Below are 18315 nucleotides of genomic sequence, written 5' to 3'. Positions count from 1 at the left end.
TAGAGTAATTAAAATAAAAAAATCTTATGACAACATTTACCCATATCAATAGTAATGGCGAAGCCAATATGGTGGACGTTTCTGCTAAACAAGAAACTGTTCGAGAAGCAAGAGCCGAGGTTTATGTGACAATGTCACCTAAGACTTTAGAGATGATTCTTTCAGGCCAACATCATAAAGGCGATGTTTTTGCGACGGCTCGGATTGCTGGTATTCAAGCTGCAAAACGCACATGGGAGCTTATTCCTTTATGTCATCCATTGCTACTTTCTAAGGTGGAAGTTTCATTACAAGCTTTGCCAGAAACCAATCAAGTCCGTATTGAAAGTTTATGCAAATTAACTGGCAAAACGGGAGTAGAAATGGAAGCTTTAACCGCTGCAAGTGTGGCTGCTTTAACTATTTATGATATGTGTAAAGCAGTACAAAAGGATATGCTAATTTCTAATCTTAGATTATTAGAAAAGAGTGGTGGTAAATCGGGGCATTTCATTGCTAATAAAGTAGAGATAGAACTATGTTAAGAGTATTATTTTTTGCTCAGACTAGAGAATTAGTGGGTGTTGATGAATTAAATATTTCAGCAGAATTTCCAACTGCTGAAGCATTACGTGTACACTTAGCCAATCAAGGGGGGAAATGGCCCCTTGCTTTAGAGTCCGATAAATTATTAGTTGCCATTAATCAAACGTTATCTCCATTAGATTCTGCGATTAAAGCAGGCGATGAAATTGCATTTTTCCCGCCTGTAACAGGTGGTTAAGATGACTGATGTAAAAATTGCTGTTCATGAAGCTGAATTTGATCAAAATGCAGAATATCGTTGGTTATCTGAGCCTAATTCTGTAGGTGCTGCAGTCGTTTTTGTAGGTAAAGTGCGTGATTTAAATTTAGGTGATGAAGTATCAAGTCTTTATCTAGAACATTATCCTGTAATGACAGAAAAAGCATTGAGAGAAATTGTAGATGAGGCAACACAGCGTTGGCAGCTTCAACGTGTTTCAGTGATTCATCGTGTTGGCTTATTGCATATGGGGGATGAAATTGTTTTGGTTGGCGTCAGTTCTGCACATCGTGGTGATGCTTATCATGCTAATGAATTTATTATGGATTATTTAAAATCTAAAGCACCTTTTTGGAAAAAAGAACAGACAGATAAAGGTGAACGTTGGATTGAGGCAAGACATTCAGATAAAGAAGCATTAGAAAAATGGTAGATGCTGTTTTATGTGATAAATATAAAAAAGTGCGGTATTTTTACCGCACTTTTTGTTTCTATTGCGCTATCCTAGTTATTAAAGCACTTTCACAATGCTTTCTGCTAAATAGCGAATGTTATGTTCTGTAATTCCTGCAACGTTGATTCGTCCAGAACGAACAGCATAAATTGCAAATTCTTCTTTTAAACGATCAACTTGTTCTGCAGTTAATCCACTAAATGAAAACATTCCTTTTTGATCAATGATATAACTAAAATCTTCTTGTGCACCAAATTCTTTTAATAAGGAGACTAATTGTTCACGCATCGTTTTAATGCGTTCACGCATTTCAGTTAATTCATTATCCCATTCTTGACGTAAAGTTGGATCAGCCAATACTGTTGCAACTGTTTTAGCACCATGTGCAGGTGGATTAGAATAAATTGTACGAATAATAGATTTCACTTGCGTTAATACTTTATTGGCTGTTTCTGCATCATCTGCAATAATCGTTAAAGCACCTACACGTTCATTATATAATCCAAAATTTTTAGAGAACGAGCTTGCAACCAGTAATTCACGGTGGGTTTCAGCAAAAATACGTAAACCTGTTGCATCTTCATCTAAACCATTAGCCAAACCTTGATATGCAAAATCAAATAGTGGTAACCAGCCATTTTTTACTGATAATTCAGCTAATGTTTTCCATTGTTCAGGTGTTGGGTCAATACCTGTAGGATTATGACAACAACCATGAAGTAATACCACATCGCCAGGATTTGCTGCTTCTAGATCCGAAATTAAATTGTCCCAATCTAATCCCTTCGTTTCTGGGTTATACCAACGATATTCTTGAATGGTCACACCAGCTGCATTGAAAATTGCATGATGATTTGGCCAGGTTGGTTTACTAATCCATACGTTTTGTGCTTTTGTTTGACGACGTATAAATTCCGCCGCCACACGTAATGCACCTGTACCACCAAGGCTTTGGGCTGTAATTGCACGATTTTCTTTAATTATTTTAGAGTCTTTACCTAGAAGTAATTCTCGTACATAGGTACCATATTCTGGAATACCATGAATAGCTAAATAATTTTTAGTGGTTTCAGCTTCTAATAACCGTGTTTCTGCTTTTTTTACAGCACTCATAATAGGTGTTACACCATTACCATCCATGTAAACACCAATACCCAAATTTACCTTTGGGCTACGTGGATCTTTTTTATATGAATCAGCTAAACCTAAAATAGGATCATCGGGGGCAGCAGTAATATTTTTAAACATCATAATAAAATTTCCTTCTGTTCTGAATGTTGTGTTTTAAATTGCATGTTATTTTTATACTACAACAACTACAATTTGCAACCTTTGATTTAAAAAAATTTTATGATTTCTACTATTATTTAGATGAATCACAAAAAGTGCGGTTAAAAAATGATTTATTTTAATTTTTCAGCCACCCAGTCTAAACCAGAATGATAATCCTCTGGTAATTCATAGCGTAATTTTTTAAGTTGTTCAATAATCTGTGCTTTATTAGGATGTGCAATATTAATATGACCAACCTTACGACCAGCACGAACTTCTTTGCCATACCAATGAATTTGACTAAAAGGAGTATTTAACCATTGAGGATTATGTGCCGTGCCAATTAAATTAATCATAACACTCGGTGCAAAAGGAATTAAGGTAGGGGTTGGTAAATCTAATAATGCTCTTAAATGTAATTCAAATTGGCTTATAGAACAGCCTAATTGTGACCAGTGACCGCTATTATGAACACGTGGAGCCAGTTCATTAATTAATAATTTTTCACCTACCACAAAACATTCCATTGCCATCACACCGACATAATTTAAGTTTTCCATAATTTTGCTAAGCATGCTTTCTGCTTGTTTTTGTTGGTGTGATTGTTGTGGAAAACTTATATCGGTTACGCTATAACGCAAAATACCATTTTGTTGTAGATTATGTGTCACAGGATAAAAAAGTGTTTCACCATTTCTAAATCTAGCACCTACTAAAGAAATTTCATAATCGAAGGGAATAAATTTCTCTGCAATCACTTCACCGAATAAATCTTCGCTAATTAGCTCTTTATTATCCTTCGTTATAATCCATTGACCACGGCCATCGTATCCGCCCATACGGCGTTTAACGACAACTTTTTCACCTATATTAGTGAAAATTTCAGGCCATTGATTAGGATTTTTTACTACACACCAAGGTGAAGTAGGCAAATTTAATTCATCTAATAAAGATTTTTGTGTCAAACGATCCGCAGTTTTTCCAAATACATCTCGATTGATAAACTTATCATGCTGAGCAAGCATGGTTGTTAATGGTGTTTCTTCCCAACGTTCAATTTCTGCCGTAATAATAGCATCTGAGGGTAAATCAAATACTGGAGCATTAAACGCTAAAGGTTCTACATTAATATCTAGTGGGGCTCCTGCATAGCGAAGCATACGACCTAATTGACCATTACCTAATACATAAACTGTAGGGTAGAGCGCACTTTTTTGCATATTAAATCTCTTATATTTAGGACTTGTTAAACTCTTGGATCTGGATTTTCTAATACGGACTGGGTTTGTTCAGTTCTGAATTTTTGTAAACGTGCTGATAATTCAGTATCCCAGCAACCAAGGATTTGTGCCGCAAGTAGCCCCGCATTGGCAGCTCCAGCAGGCCCAATAGCTAAAGTCCCCACTGGAATTCCTTTAGGCATTTGCACGATAGAGTAAAGGCTATCAACACCACTTAGCATTGAGCTTTTTACAGGAACACCTAATACAGGCACTAGTGTTTTGGCTGCAATCATACCTGGTAAATGTGCAGCGCCTCCCGCTCCAGCAATAATAACTTTATATCCGTTTTCAACCGCACTTTCTGCAAAACTAAATAATTTATCAGGCGTACGATGAGCGGAAACAATTTCAACATGATATGCTACATTTAGTTGGTCAAGAACAGCAGTTGCTTCTTGCATAGTTGCCCAGTCACTTTTCGAGCCCATGACAATCGCAATTTGAGGTTTTACATTTGACATAATAATTTGTTATCCATTAAAAAATGATAAGTATAAGCTGGATTAGAATAGCACACCGGGCAAACGATTGCGATAGCTTTTTAGAGCAACTTTTAAATTCATTATTATGCTATAATATAACTTGAAAAACTGAAAAAAACTTTGCAAGTTTGCCTAGAAAATCATATCCTACATATTGATTTTTAGCCCCAAATAAATGGATTACTTTATGCATGCTAAAGCAAAATATAGAAAAGACTATAAAAATCCGGACTTTACTGTTACAGATATTTATCTTGATTTCCAACTTGACCCACATAAGACAGTTGTTACTGCAAAAACTCAATTTACACGTTTGAATGCTGAATCAACGACATTGTGTTTAGATGGCCATAGTTTTCAATTTGTATCAATCAAGTTAAATGGAGAAGATTTTACATCTTATAAACAAGATGGTGAAAGCTTAACCCTCGATTTATCTAATACTAATCCAGATCAATTTGAATTAGAAATTGTGACCAATTTAGTGCCAGCAGAAAACACCTCTCTACAAGGGTTATATCAATCTGGAGATGGCATTTGTACACAATGTGAAGCGGAAGGCTTTCGTCAAATCACATATATGTTAGACCGCCCTGATGTATTGGCTCGTTACACCACAAAAATTACGGCAGATAAAACGAAATATCCATTCCTACTTTCAAATGGTAATCGTATTGCCAGTGGTGATTTAGACGATAAGCGTCATTGGGTCGAGTGGCAGGATCCATTCCCGAAACCAAGTTATTTATTTGCTTTAGTGGCAGGTGATTTTGATTTATTAGAAGATCATTTCATAACTAAAAGTGGTCGCAATGTAAAACTTGAGCTTTATGTTGACAGAGGAAATCTTAATCGTGCCACTTGGGCAATGCAAAGCCTTAAAACTGCAATGAAATGGGATGAAGAACGTTTCGATTTAGAATATGACCTCGATATTTATATGATTGTTGCTGTGGATTTCTTCAACATGGGAGCAATGGAAAATAAAGGTCTAAACGTCTTTAATAGTAAATATGTTTTAGCTAATCCAGAAACAGCGACAGATGCTGATTATTTAGCTATTGAATCGGTGATCGGGCATGAATATTTCCATAACTGGACGGGTAATCGTGTAACTTGTCGTGACTGGTTCCAGTTAAGTTTAAAAGAAGGCTTAACGGTTTTCCGTGATCAAGAGTTTTCATCAGATGTCGGTTCTCGTGCAATCAATCGCATTAAAAATGTGAAGTTATTACGTACTGCACAATTTGCAGAAGATGCGAGTCCAATGTCTCACCCAATTCGTCCTGAAAAAGTATTAGAAATGAATAACTTCTATACTATGACCGTATATGAAAAAGGTGCGGAAGTGATTCGCATGATTCATACGTTATTAGGTGAGAAACGTTTCCAACAGGGCATGAAATTGTATATTGAACGTAATGATGGTAAAGCAGCAACTTGTGATGATTTTGTGCAAGCAATGCAAGATGCATCTGGCGTTGATTTGAAATTATTCAGTCGTTGGTATAGTCAATCAGGCACTCCTGAATTAACGATCACTGATAGCTATGACGACAAAAAACATATTTATAAATTATTTGTATCACAAATGACACCACAAACCGCAGATCAAATGGATAAAGCAAATTTACATATTCCATTGAAAATTGCGTTATATGATATCAAAGGCATGCCATTTACTTTATTAAATGGTGGGCAAGCAGTGAGTGATGTTTTAGATGTGGTGCTTAAAGATCAAGTGTTTGAGTTCCATGGTGTGACTAGCAAACCAGTACCTGCTTTATTATGTGATTTTTCTGCACCTGTAAAATTAGACTATGATTACAGCAGAGAACAATTAATTACATTATTAAAATTTGCTCATAATGAATTTGTTCGTTGGGATGCAATGCAAATGTTATTTGCACAAGAGTTACGACGTAACTTAACTGCCTATCAACAAAATATGGAATTGACATTCTCACCAGAACTTCTCAATGCATTGAAGCAAGTTTTAGAAAATTATCAAAGCAACATTGAATTAACTACATTAATTCTAACATTACCAAAAGAAACAGAATTTGCTGAGCTATTTAAAATCATTGATCCTGAAGGTATTGCCGTGGTATGTGATTTTATGCAACGTTCAATTGCAGAAGGTTTACAGGAGTTATGGTTAAAAACTTACCATGAAATTCATTTAGATGAATATCAAATTAATATGCAAGATATTGCATTACGTGGTATGCGTAATCTTTGCTTACAATATTTAGCCTTTACGGATTATGGTAATACATTAGTCCATAAACATTATACATATGCTAATAATATGACGGATACTTTATCAGCCTTAAATGCTGCCACAAGGGCACAACTGACTTGCCGTGATAACATCATGAAAGATTTTGAAGAAAAATGGCAACATGATGGTTTAGTGATGGATAAATGGTTTAACTTGCAAGCCACTCGTCCAGATGAAAATGTCCTATTATTAGTGCAACAATTAATGGAACACCCAAGTTTTAACTTTAATAATCCGAATCGCTTACGTGCATTGGTAAGCAGTTTTGTCAATCAAAATGTTAGAGCATTCCATGCTAATGATGGCTCTGGATATCGTTTTTTGACGGATATCTTGATTAGATTAAATGAAAGTAATCCTCAAGTTGCGGCACGTTTAATTGAACCATTAATTCGTTTTGCTCGCTATGATAGCCAACGCCAAACCTTAATGAAACGTGCATTAGAACGGTTGAATGAAGTCGAAAATCTATCTAAAGATTTGTTCGAAAAAATAGAAAAAGCGCTTCAATAATTTAATAAAAGTGCGGTAAAATTTACCGCACTTTTTATTTTGTATTAAAATAATCCAGTGAGATGAAAATATGTTATATCCATTAATTCGCAAGGGAATCTTTTCATTAGAGCCTGAAAATGCGCATGATTTAGCCATTAAAGCACTTCATTTAGCAAATAATCCATTTCTTAATCAGTTAATGCACATAATTTTTGCTTGTCCTCAAGGTTGTGAAAAAACGGTCATGGGCATTAAATTTAAAAATCCCATTGGTTTGGCAGCGGGAGCCGATAAAAATGGTGATGCGATTGATGGATTTGGTGCAATGGGTTTCGGTTTTGTGGAAGTTGGAACTGTAACGCCCTTACCTCAAGATGGTAATGAAAAACCACGTCAATTTCGTATTATTGAGGCCGAAGGGATTATTAATCGCAATGGTTTTAATAATTACGGTATAGATTATCTTATTGAAAATGTGAAAAAAGCAAAATTCGATGGGGTGATTGGTATCAATATTGGTAAAAATAAAGTTACTCCTGTTGAGCATGGTAAAGATGATTATATTTTCTGTTTAAATAAAGCCTATAACTATGCAGATTATATTACTATTAATATTTCATCTCCGAATACACCAGGATTGCGTCAGTTACAATATGGTGATGCTTTAGATGATTTATTGAAATCCATTAAAGAACGCCAAGCTTATTTAGCTAATGTTTATAATAAATACGTGCCAATTACAGTAAAAATTGCACCTGATCAGACGGAAGAAGAATTAGTACAAATTGCAGATACATTACGTCGCCATAAAATGGATGGTGTGATTGCAACAAATACTACAATTTCACGTGATACGGTTGTTGGCATGGAAAATTCAGAACAGATAGGTGGATTAAGTGGTAAACCATTGCAAAATAAAAGCACTGAAATTATTCGTCGTTTATATCAAGAATTAAAGGGTGAAATTCCTATTATTGGTAGTGGTGGTATTGATGGCGTGCCAAATGCAAAAGAAAAAATTGCCGCTGGTGCAGAATTATTACAGGTTTATTCAGGTTTAATTTATCACGGACCCGCTTTAGTTAGAACGCTAGTTGAAGCTATCAACTAGCGTAGTTAAAGTGCGGTAGAATTTACCGCATTTTTTATTTATAAGAGAAAACAATGTTAACTAAAATTTATGACTTGCATTGTCATAGCACGGCTTCTGATGGAGTGTTATCTCCAAGTGAAGTGGTACAACGAGCCTATGAGCATGGAGTTCAAGTATTAGCAATTACCGATCATGATACGATTTCTGGTTTATCAGAGGCTAAAACTCAAGCTAAAAAGTTAGGTATGCAATTTATTAATGGGGTAGAAATTTCTACATCATGGGAAAACAAAGGTATTCATATCGTCGGATTAGGATTTGATGAAAATTCTACAGAATTGACCGCACTTTTGACACGTCAGGCTGAGTTACGTTATCAACGAGCATTAACTATTAGCGAAAAACTGGCGAAAGTCGGTGTACCTAATGCTTTTGAAGGCGCAAAAACTTTTGCGTCTGGTGAAGTCACTCGAGCGCATTATGCCAGATATCTCGTACAAATTGGCAAAGTTGCCAATGAAAGCCAAGCTTTCAAACGTTATTTGGGGCAAGGTAAATCTTGTTTTGTAAAATCAGAATGGACAGATATTCCTAGTGCAATTAATGTGATTAAACAAGCAGGTGGAGTATCAATTATTGCCCATCCATTACGCTATACGATGACCAGTCGTTGGGTCAAACGCTTAATTGCTGACTTTAAATCTTGGGGCGGACAAGGTATGGAAATTTCAAATTGTGGGCAAACACCAGATCAACGCCAATTATTAGCGAAGTGGGCAAATGAGCATCAGTTATTCGGATCTGTGGGTTCAGACTTTCATTTTCCTTGTAGTTGGGTAGAGTTAGGAAAATCGCTATGGTTACCAGAAAATGTCATGCCAGTTTGGTCTATATTAAATATTGATTAATTTTGGTATGCAATTTAGGTAATTTAGTGTTGGCAAGGTTTATTATTTTTATATAACTAAACAAGAACTAATCGCTTAGTACAAAATGTTATAACATATCTTAAAATTGCGTTATAATTAGCCGTATTTTATTTGATGTGGGGCAGTATTATGAGCCAATTCTTTTATATTCATCCAGATAATCCACAAGTACGATTAATTAATCAAGCCGTTGAAATTTTACGCAATGGTGGTGTGATTGTATATCCAACGGATTCAGGTTATGCATTAGGTTGCATGATTGGAGATAAACATGCGATGGATAGAATTGTGCAGATTCGTCATCTACCTGAAGGCCATAATTTTACTTTAGTTTGTAGCGATTTATCCGAGCTTTCAAATTATGCTCATGTGAGTAATACGGCTTATCGCCTTATCAAAAATAATACACCAGGTCGTTATACCTTTATTTTAACAGCGACAAAAGAATTACCTCGTCGCTTAATGACATCCAAGCGTAAAACGATCGGTATTCGTGTCCCAGATAATCAAATTGCCTTAGATTTATTAAAAGCTCTTGGCGAACCAATTTTATCTTGTTCACTTATGTTGCCAAATGAAGAGCATATTGCACAATCTGATCCAGAAGAAATTAGGGAAAGATTAGAGCATCACATTGATTTAATTATTCACGGTGGCTATTTAGGACAAGAACCCACAACAGTGGTTGATTTAACAGAAGATACGCCTGTTATATTGCGTAAAGGAAGTGGCTCAATCGAACCATTTAATTAATTTAACTTACTAGCAAAATTTGCAAGTAATAAGACGCTTGTGAAAGCGACAAGGAAACTTATGAAATTTCAAACAGGAAAATTCCACAATAAAAACGCTCAGCAAAAAAATCTAGCAAACAGACCGCACTTTGAGCGTGGTGAACGTTCAGAAAGAGGAGAAAAACCTTCATTTGAACGTAAAGGTCGCTCTGATGAACGCCGTTCTTTTAATAGAAATGAAAGAAATGATAATCGTCGTAGTTCATCATTTGATAGAAAAGAATCTTCTGATAATCGCCGAACAGATTCTAATGGGAATACCTTTAGCCGCAATATTCATTCAGAGCGACGTAATGAAAGAAAAGCTATTGAACGCAAGCCATTACCAATGCGTAAACCTAAACCTGATCAACCTGTAGAACGAACAGCTACAGTAGAGGGAGAAAAATTACAAAAAGTATTGGCTCGTGCCGGGCAAGGTTCTCGCCGAGAGCTAGAAACTATTATTGCTGAAGGACGTGTCAGCGTTGATGGTAAAATTGCCTCATTAGGCGATCGTGTGACGGTTCACCCTGGTCTAAAAATTCGTATTGATGGACATTTAATTAATTTAACCGTAGCACAAAAAGAAGTTTGTCGTGTATTAATGTATTACAAACCAGAAGGCGAGTTGTGTACACGCCATGACCCTGAAGGTCGCGCAACTGTTTTTGACCGTTTGCCTCGCTTAACTGGCTCTCGCTGGATTGCGGTAGGACGTCTTGATATTAATACATCTGGATTATTGCTATTTACCACAGATGGCGAACTTGCCAATCGTTTAATGCATCCAAGCCAAGAAGTTGAACGTGAATATTCTGTGCGAGTATTTGGTCAAGTCGATGACTCAATGCTCCAACGTTTAAGAAAAGGCGTTCAATTAGAAGATGGACCTGCAAATTTCAAAACAATTAAAGCTGTAGGCGGCGTTGGATTAAATCAATGGTTTGATGTGACCTTAATGGAAGGTCGTAATCGTGAAGTTCGCCGTTTATGGGAAAGCCAAGGCATACAAGTAAGCCGCTTAATCCGTATTCGCTATGGTAATATCCAATTAATGAAAAGCTTACCTCGTGGCGGTTGGGAAGAAATGAGCTTAGAAAAAGTCAATTATCTTCGTGAGTTAGTCGGATTACCAGCTGAAACAGAAACTAAACTCGACGTAACGAACCCTAAACGTCGAGCAAAAACAGGACAAATTCGTAAAGCAGTAAAACGTTATTCAGAAATGACTAAACGTTATAAAAAGTAGCCTATAAAATTTTTAAAAATCAGACCGCACTTTGATCTTTCCAAAAGTGGTATAGGTTAATAAATTTAATACTTAGCTCTGTATTCTAACATTTAAGACAGTTCACTTATATCATAATAGGGTGCATCAAAAGGAATATTTTATGAAAATTCAACAACTTCGCTATATTGTAGAAATTGTAAATCAAAATCTAAATGTAACTGAAGCTGCGAATGCGCTTTATACTTCACAACCAGGAATTAGTAAACAAGTACGGTTACTTGAAGATGAACTAGGTTTGGAAATTTTCGAACGTAATGGTAAGCATATTAAGGCGATCACTCCAGCTGGCAATAAAATAGTTGCTATTGCTCGTGAATTGTTAGTCAAAACGCAGGCAATTAAATCTGTTGCAAATGAATATACCCAGCCGAATCACGGGGTTTTGCGCATTGCAACAACAAATACACAAGCTCGTTATATGTTACCAGGCGTGATTGAACGTTTTTCTAAACAATATCCTGATGTCAGTTTGCATGTTCACCAGGGCTCGCCAAATCAGTTGTATGATGCATTATTATCAGGTGAAGTGGATTTAGCTATTACTACAGAAGCTCAATATTTATTTGATGATGTAGTGTTATTACCTTGTTATATGTGGAATCGTTCTATCGTTGTGAATCCCTGTCACCCATTAGCTAAATGTAAAAATCTTACTATTGAAGAATTAGGCAAATATCCATTAGTAACTTATACCTTTGGTTTTACTGGGGTTTCAGATTTAGATTATGCTTTTAGTAGCGCTGGTATTTTGCCAAATATTGTTTTTACGGCAACAGATGCTGATGTGATTAAAACTTATGTGCGTTTAGGGCTAGGCGTTGGCATTATTGCTTCTATGGCACATACTCCAGAAGATACTGATTTAGTAAAGATTGATGCAAGTCATTTATTTAAATCGAGCATGACGCAGATTGCCTTTAAACATAGTACTTTTTTACGTAATTATATGTATGATTTTATTAATTATTTTTCACCACACCTGACTCGTACATTGGTAGAAAAAGCCGAGAAGTTAAGGGATAAAACAGCAGTACAAAAATTATTTGATGGTCTTGAATTAGAGCAAAAATAATTCGATAGATTAAATTTTGTAGATAATTGAACCGCACTTTTTTGATAAAGTGCGGTAATTTTTTAGAAAAAATTAGGGAATGCTATGAAAAAGATAGTGAAATATTTTGTCATTTTAATTGTTTTTTCATTCTTTGCATTTTGGTTTTATACCATTTATATGACTAAACTTACTGGTTGTTCGGTAAAATCTGGCGATGCTGTATTTCAAGATAGATTAGTTTGTGACAAACAAGAAATTGTGCCTACGGGGTATTTAAGTTCAATGTTGCAAGAGCCTAATTTAATAGCAAGAGCGGTTTCGACCTATAAAGAGGGAGATAAACTTTGTTATACGGATGAGCAGAAATTTTATATTTACAATATCAAAGAGAAAACGACACAAGTACTTAACCTTGAAGAATTTATTAAAGTCAATCACAGTCAGTTTAAGCTATCTTCAGATTTTTATACATTACCTGATGACTATTTAAAAGAATTTGCCAATAATTGTAAAAAATAAGAACAGACTAAAAGGCCGCAGATAAAATGCGGTCTTTTTGTCATTTTTTGCTCTTGATAAGATTTACCGTGAAGCAGATCACATTTTTAAGAAAATTCCTCTAATCTTCCCACTTAATAAATATAAATAATAATTATTCTCTTTTATTAAAATAAATAATAATGTACTATTTCGAATGTTAAATGTTCGAAAACGAATATTTTATTTGAAGCTTATTTAGGAGAACCTAATATGAAAAGAAATGAACAATTAGAAAAAATCAGTTCAGTTGAAAAATGGGACTTCATTGTTATTGGTGGTGGTGCTAGTGGATTAGGCATCGCATTAGATGCCAGTTCAAGAGGATATAAAACTTTATTGTTAGAAGCTTATGATTTCGCTAAAGGGACTTCAAGCCGTAGTACTAAATTAGTGCACGGTGGCGTACGTTATCTCGCTAATGGTGATGTGGCTTTAGTTAAAGAAGCATTACGTGAGCGAGGACGCTTAGCTAAAAATGCGGGTCATTTATTTAAAAATCAAAATTTTATTATTCCTAATTACACATTGAAAGATAGTGTGATGTATCGAATCGGTTTGGGTATATATGATTATTTAGCTGGAAAATTAAGCCTCGGCAAAACAATTGCGATTAGCAAGCAAGAAGCTAAAAATCGCTTACCGACCTTAAATGATAAAGATCTTAAAAATGGGGTCGTTTATAAAGATGGACAGTTTGATGACGCACGCTTAGCCATTAACCTCGCTCAAACAATTGTAGAACAAGGCGGAACGGTTTTAAATTATGCCAAAGTCACCGAGCTACATAAAAATAGCCAAGGTAAAATCGATGGTGTGACCTTTATTGATGGATTAAGCCAGCAAGAACATAAAATATTGGGAACGGCCATTATTAATGCTACTGGCGTATTTATGAACGATATTCTTTCTATGGATCATGGCATAAATAAAAAATTTGTTGTGCCAAGCCAAGGGATTCATTTAATTTTAGATAAATCATTCTTACCAAGTGATGATGCTTTGATGATTCCAAAAACCTCTGATGGACGAGTATTATTTGCTGTGCCTTGGCATGATCGTATTGTAGTTGGAACAACAGATACGTTAATTGAAGAACCTTCTTACGAGCCTATTCCACTAGAGCAAGAGATTACTTTTATTTTGGATACCGCAGGGCAGTATCTTACTAAACAACCAACACGAGATGATGTGTTGTCTATTTTTGCAGGATTACGACCACTAGCAGCGCCTGAAAAAGCAGGACAAAGCACAAAAGAAGTTTCTCGTAGCCATAAAGTAATTACTGATCCAACAAGTGGCTTAGTGACAATTACAGGTGGTAAATGGACAACCTATCGTCAAATGTCAGAAGATACTGTTGATGAGGCATTAAAAGTTCATTCAGAATTAGTTGCTAAACCTTGTGTTACCGTAAATCTATCTATTCACGGAAATATTCCACGTGAACAAGTGAATCTAAACGATCATCTTTATGTGTATGGAGCGGATATTCCAGCGTTAAAAGAGTTAATGAATAGCCATGCTGAAATGGCGGAAAAACTTCATCCCAACCAACCTTATACGGTAGCAGAAGTGATATGGGCTGTACGTGAAGAGATGGCTCAAACAGTCGAAGATGTATTATCACGTCGTGTCAGAATGCTATTTTTAGATTCTCGAGCAGCTATTGATAGTGCGGCTAAAGTAGCCCATATTATGGCACAAGAGTTAGGTAAAGATGAGCAATGGCAACAGCAACAAGTGGCTAAATTCTTAGAAGTGGCTCGCCATTATTTGCTTGTAGATTATCAGCCTCAAGCTTAAAAAGTGCGGTTAAATTTTAACAATTTTTATAAACTAAAAAGCCCTGAAATGATGGGGCTTTAAAAGTTAGATTTTTAATTCAAGGACTGGGTTCTGTACTCCACAGCACTCAGTCCTTTTTATTAGTTAATTAGAAACTCGCATTACGTGGTGTACGAGGGAATGGAATAACTTCACGAATGTTTTGTAAACCTGTTACATATACGATTAAACGTTCAAAACCTAGACCAAAACCAGAATGTGGAACAGTACCATATTTACGTAAATCACGATACCACCAGTAATCTTCTGGATTTAATCCCATTTCAGCCATTCGGGCATCTAATACGTCTAAACGCTCTTCACGTTGTGAGCCACCAATAATTTCACCAATTCCAGGCGCTAAAACATCCATTGCCGCAACAGTTTTACCATCTTCATTGAGACGCATATAGAATGCTTTAATATCTTTTGGATAGTTTTTAACAACTACTGGTGATTTGAAGTGTTCTTCTGCTAAATAGCGTTCATGTTCAGAAGAAAGGTCAATGCCCCAAGATACTGGGAATTCGAATTTTTTGCCTGATTTCAATAATACGTCAATGGCATCTGTATAGTCGATTTGAGCAAAATCAGAAGCAACAAATCTTTCTAAACGAGAAATAACATCTTTATCAATGTGTTTCTCAAAGAATTTTAAATCGTCCATACGCTCTTTTAATACTGCATTGAATACGTATTTCAACATATCTTCTGCTAATTTTGCGTTATCTGCTAAAGTGGCGAATGCAACTTCAGGTTCAACCATCCAGAATTCTGCAAGGTGACGTGTTGTATTTGAGTTTTCTGCACGGAAAGTAGGTCCAAAGGTATAGATTTTACTTAATGCACAAGCATAAGTTTCACCATTTAACTGACCAGATACGGTTAAGAATGATTCCTTGCCAAAGAAGTCTTGGCTGAAATCAACTTTACCACTTTCAGTACGAGGTAGATTTTCTAAATCTAAAGTAGAAACGCGGAACATTTCCCCAGCACCTTCGGTATCTGAAGCAGTAATTAATGGCGTGGCAACCCAGTAAAAACCTTGTTCATTAAAGAAGCGGTGAATTGCTTGTGCCAAACAATGGCGAACACGAGCAACAGCGCCGATAATATTAGTACGTGGGCGTAAATGAGCTACTTCTCGTAAATATTCGATACTATGACGTTTTGCTGCCATTGGATAAGTATCAGGATCTTCAACCCAACCAGTAACTTCTACAGAAATTGTTTGTAATTCAAGTGATTGACCTGCCGCTGGAGATTCAGTAACAGTACCTGTCACAATAACAGAACACCCTGTAGTTAAACGTAAAACTTCCGATTCATAATTTTCGATATCATTATTGACGATGGCTTGAATAGGATCAAAGCAAGAACCATCATAAACGGCTAAAAAAGAAAGCCCAGCTTTAGAGTCACGACGAGTACGTACCCAACCACGCACGGTTACAGTATCACCAACTGCAATTTTACCTTGTAGCACTTCAGCCACAGATGCGATTTTTGACATTTTAAACCTCAAACTTTGTTTTAAATTTTTTTAAAATAGAAACGCAGAGTAGTTTACCTTAAGTTGTCTGATTTACCAAAATTAAATGTAATATTAAGTATAGTTTAGCCTAGCTTTAACTTATTCGAATGTCATGAAAATTTCATTACTGAAAGTGAATATGTTGGTTTTTTATTGTCTCATAATTTGCTAGAATAGCGCGACGAATTTATCGGAGAGAGTTAATGACAATAATTTCAGCAGAGGCGGAGAAAGTCCGTAATGCATTAATCGAAAAAGGAATTGAAACTCCGATGATTGCACTTACTCAAACTAAAGACGAACGTCGTACGCATATTGAAAAACATATGCGAGAGGTTATGCAATTAATCGGGTTAGATTTAACAGATGATAGCTTAGAAGAAACACCTGTTCGTTTAGCTAAAATGTTTGTAGATGAAATTTTTAGTGGCTTGGATTATGTTAATTTTCCTAAAATTACTAATATTGAAAATCGCATGAAAGTTAGCGAGATGGTATTGGTCAATGATATCACTTTGACCAGTACTTGTGAGCATCATTTTGTGACTATTGATGGCTTAGTTTCTGTTGCGTATTATCCGAAAAAATGGGTAATTGGCTTATCTAAAATCAATCGTGTCGTCAAATTTTTTGCACAGCGTCCGCAGGTTCAAGAACGGTTAACAGAACAAATTTTATTAGCATTTCAAACGATTTTAGAAACGGAAGATGTTGCTGTATATATAAAAGCTACCCACTTCTGTGTAAAATGTCGAGGTGTAGAAGATACCAATAGTTATACGGTAACATCCGCATTTGGTGGTGTATTCTTACAAGATAGAGAAACTCGAAAAGAATTTTTAACTTTAATCAATAAATAATCCTCAACGCAGAATCAATATTCTGCGTTTTTGTTTTTAATTATGCAAAAACTGATTATTGTTCGTGGGCATTCTGGTTCTGGTAAAACGACTTTCGCTCAACAACAAATTGCCCAATTTGAATTATCGTATCCACAAAGTAAATATTTTCATATTGAAAATGATCTATTTTTGATGGAAGGCAACAACTATGTTTGGAGCGAATTACGTTTTCAAGAAGCAAAACTAAAAGCGCGTAATGCTCTTAAGTCTGCCTTTAAATTTTGTCAAAAACATACCGCACTTGATTGTTTAATCATCGTGAGTAATGTGGGGATTAATCGCAATGAAATCTATCGTATGATTAAGCAAGCTGAAAAACAGCATATGCAAGTGCAGATTTATCGTTTAAAAACTTTCTATAAAAATATTCATCAAGTTTCAGATGAGGTTGTTAAAAGTATGTTTAATCGTTTGAACGAATTGCCAATTGAAGGTGAGATGATCATTGAGTAAAAGTGCGGTAAACTTTATAAAAATTTTTAGATATTAATGGATTTAATCAACAATGAAAATTGCACTTGGGATTGAATATAGCGGGCAGAATTATTTTGGCTGGCAACGCCAAGAAAAAGTCCATTCTGTGCAAGAAGAATTAGAAAAAGCCATTTCTTTTGTGGCAAATGAAAAGATTGAAGTTTTTTGTGCGGGGCGTACTGATTCTGGCGTTCATGGGACAGGTCAAGTAGTACATTTTGAAACTCATGCTATTCGTCCAGAAAAAGCTTGGGCTTTCGGAACCAATGCTAATTTACCTGATGACATTGCAGTGAAATGGGCAAAACAAGTACCAGATGATTTTCATGCTCGTTTTAGTGCCACGGCAAGACGTTATCGTTATATTTTATATTGTAATAAATTACGGTCAGCTATTTTGCCTTATGGCGTCACGCATACCCATCTTGAACTTGATCATCATTTGATGCAACAAGCTGGACAATTTTTATTAGGGGAAAATGATTTTTCTTCATTCCGAGCCGCACAATGTCAATCTAAAACACCTTGGCGTAATATTCATCATTTACACGTGATTAGAAAAGGTGACTTTATTATTGTCGATATTAAAGCTAATGCCTTTGTGCATCACATGGTACGCAATATTGTTGGCAGTTTAATGGAAGTAGGTTGTGGTCATCAGCCTGTAGAATGGATGAAATGGTTATTAGAACAAAAAAATCGTTCTCTCGCAGCACCCACAGCTAAACCTGAGGGTTTATATCTAGTGCATGTTACCTATCCTGAAAACTATAATTTGCCAACGAGCCCATTAGGACCATTATTTTTAGCAAATGATTTATGGTAGGTCAGAGCAGTTGTAAAA

18 protein-coding genes are annotated in these 18315 nt (G+C 35.7%); 14 read left to right on the top strand and 4 right to left on the bottom strand.

Translation table 11 applies throughout. The features are described 5' to 3' along the window. Window positions 1-26: 26 nt before the first annotated feature. The 3 genes from moaC to moaE are packed head-to-tail and all read left to right on the top strand — an operon-like array spanning window position 27 to window position 1217. Window positions 27-524: a cyclic pyranopterin monophosphate synthase MoaC gene (moaC, locus tag BN1226_RS09990; protein WP_044471074.1), complete on the top strand. Its 498-nt coding sequence runs from the start codon at window positions 27-29 to the stop codon at window positions 522-524. Further along, on the top strand, window positions 518-763 hold the full coding sequence (moaD, locus tag BN1226_RS09985; RefSeq protein ID WP_044471073.1) for a molybdopterin synthase sulfur carrier subunit: 246 nt from the start codon (window positions 518-520) through the stop codon (window positions 761-763). Before moaC ends, moaD begins: the two co-directional genes overlap by 7 nt. 1 nt (window position 764) lies before the next feature. After that, a complete protein-coding gene (gene moaE / locus BN1226_RS09980) occupies window positions 765-1217 on the top strand; it encodes a molybdopterin synthase catalytic subunit MoaE (protein ID WP_044471072.1) in 453 nt (150 codons plus the stop codon). A gap of 78 nt (window positions 1218-1295) precedes the next feature. Here moaE and BN1226_RS09975 read toward each other — a convergent pair whose 3' ends face one another. From BN1226_RS09975 to purE, 3 genes are all read right to left on the bottom strand, one after another. Further along, on the bottom strand, window positions 1296-2486 hold the full coding sequence (locus tag BN1226_RS09975) for an amino acid aminotransferase (RefSeq protein WP_044471159.1): 1191 nt from the start codon (window positions 2484-2486) through the stop codon (window positions 1296-1298). 155 nt (window positions 2487-2641) lie between these two features. After that, window positions 2642-3730 carry a 5-(carboxyamino)imidazole ribonucleotide synthase gene (purK, locus tag BN1226_RS09970; protein WP_044471071.1) on the bottom strand — a complete coding sequence of 363 codons (1089 nt, stop codon included), beginning with the start codon at window positions 3728-3730 and terminating at the stop codon, window positions 2642-2644. Between the two features lie 26 nt (window positions 3731-3756). After that, complete coding sequence (gene purE / locus BN1226_RS09965; RefSeq protein WP_044471070.1) at window positions 3757-4254, bottom strand: 5-(carboxyamino)imidazole ribonucleotide mutase; 498 nt, start codon at window positions 4252-4254, stop codon at window positions 3757-3759. 208 nt (window positions 4255-4462) lie between these two features. On the opposite strand from purE, the gene pepN reads away from it, so the two are divergent. The 8 genes from pepN (at window position 4463) to BN1226_RS09925 (ending at window position 14540) form a co-directional block, all read left to right on the top strand. Beyond that, entirely contained in the window at window positions 4463-7072 is a 2610-nt protein-coding gene (gene pepN / locus BN1226_RS09960; protein ID WP_044471069.1) for an aminopeptidase N, read from the top strand. Window positions 7073-7142: 70 nt separating this feature from the next. Then, on the top strand, window positions 7143-8165 hold the full coding sequence (pyrD, locus tag BN1226_RS09955) for a quinone-dependent dihydroorotate dehydrogenase (RefSeq protein ID WP_044471068.1): 1023 nt from the start codon (window positions 7143-7145) through the stop codon (window positions 8163-8165). Window positions 8166-8218: 53 nt separating this feature from the next. Then, complete coding sequence (gene rnm, locus BN1226_RS09950) at window positions 8219-9055, top strand: RNase RNM (protein ID WP_044471067.1); 837 nt, start codon at window positions 8219-8221, stop codon at window positions 9053-9055. Between the two features lie 150 nt (window positions 9056-9205). Continuing rightward, window positions 9206-9829: an L-threonylcarbamoyladenylate synthase gene (locus BN1226_RS09945; RefSeq protein WP_044471066.1), complete on the top strand. Its 624-nt coding sequence runs from the start codon at window positions 9206-9208 to the stop codon at window positions 9827-9829. A gap of 348 nt (window positions 9830-10177) precedes the next feature. Further along, on the top strand, window positions 10178-11101 hold the full coding sequence (gene rluB, locus BN1226_RS09940; RefSeq protein WP_040596181.1) for a 23S rRNA pseudouridine(2605) synthase RluB: 924 nt from the start codon (window positions 10178-10180) through the stop codon (window positions 11099-11101). Between the two features lie 142 nt (window positions 11102-11243). Further along, a complete protein-coding gene (gene cysB / locus BN1226_RS09935) occupies window positions 11244-12215 on the top strand; it encodes an HTH-type transcriptional regulator CysB (RefSeq protein ID WP_044471065.1) in 972 nt (323 codons plus the stop codon). 84 nt (window positions 12216-12299) lie between these two features. Beyond that, complete coding sequence (locus BN1226_RS09930; RefSeq protein ID WP_044471064.1) at window positions 12300-12716, top strand: hypothetical protein; 417 nt, start codon at window positions 12300-12302, stop codon at window positions 12714-12716. A 231-nt stretch (window positions 12717-12947) separates the two neighbouring features. Continuing rightward, on the top strand, window positions 12948-14540 hold the full coding sequence (locus tag BN1226_RS09925; protein WP_044471063.1) for a glycerol-3-phosphate dehydrogenase/oxidase: 1593 nt from the start codon (window positions 12948-12950) through the stop codon (window positions 14538-14540). A gap of 130 nt (window positions 14541-14670) precedes the next feature. On the opposite strand, the gene asnS is transcribed toward BN1226_RS09925, so the two are convergent. Next, window positions 14671-16074 (bottom strand): asparagine--tRNA ligase, encoded by a 1404-nt coding sequence (gene asnS / locus BN1226_RS09920; protein ID WP_044471062.1) that lies wholly within the window; start codon window positions 16072-16074, stop codon window positions 14671-14673. Window positions 16075-16298: 224 nt separating this feature from the next. Here asnS and folE point away from each other — a divergent pair, with 224 nt between their 5' ends. The 3 genes from folE to truA are packed head-to-tail and all read left to right on the top strand — an operon-like array spanning window position 16299 to window position 18297. Further along, window positions 16299-16955: a GTP cyclohydrolase I FolE gene (gene folE / locus BN1226_RS09915; protein WP_044471061.1), complete on the top strand. Its 657-nt coding sequence runs from the start codon at window positions 16299-16301 to the stop codon at window positions 16953-16955. A 42-nt stretch (window positions 16956-16997) separates the two neighbouring features. Then, entirely contained in the window at window positions 16998-17450 is a 453-nt protein-coding gene (locus tag BN1226_RS09910) for an AAA family ATPase (RefSeq protein WP_044471060.1), read from the top strand. Between the two features lie 52 nt (window positions 17451-17502). After that, window positions 17503-18297 (top strand): tRNA pseudouridine(38-40) synthase TruA, encoded by a 795-nt coding sequence (truA, locus tag BN1226_RS09905; RefSeq protein WP_044471059.1) that lies wholly within the window; start codon window positions 17503-17505, stop codon window positions 18295-18297. The last annotated feature ends 18 nt before the right edge of the window (window positions 18298-18315 follow it).

Origin of the sequence: Mannheimia massilioguelmaensis (genome assembly GCF_000940515.1) — a bacterium.
Taxonomy (GTDB): Bacteria; Pseudomonadota; Gammaproteobacteria; order Enterobacterales; family Pasteurellaceae; genus Basfia; species Basfia bettyae.
Note: the sequence above shows the minus strand (reverse complement) of the source record. Positions and strands in the feature narration are given on the sequence as shown.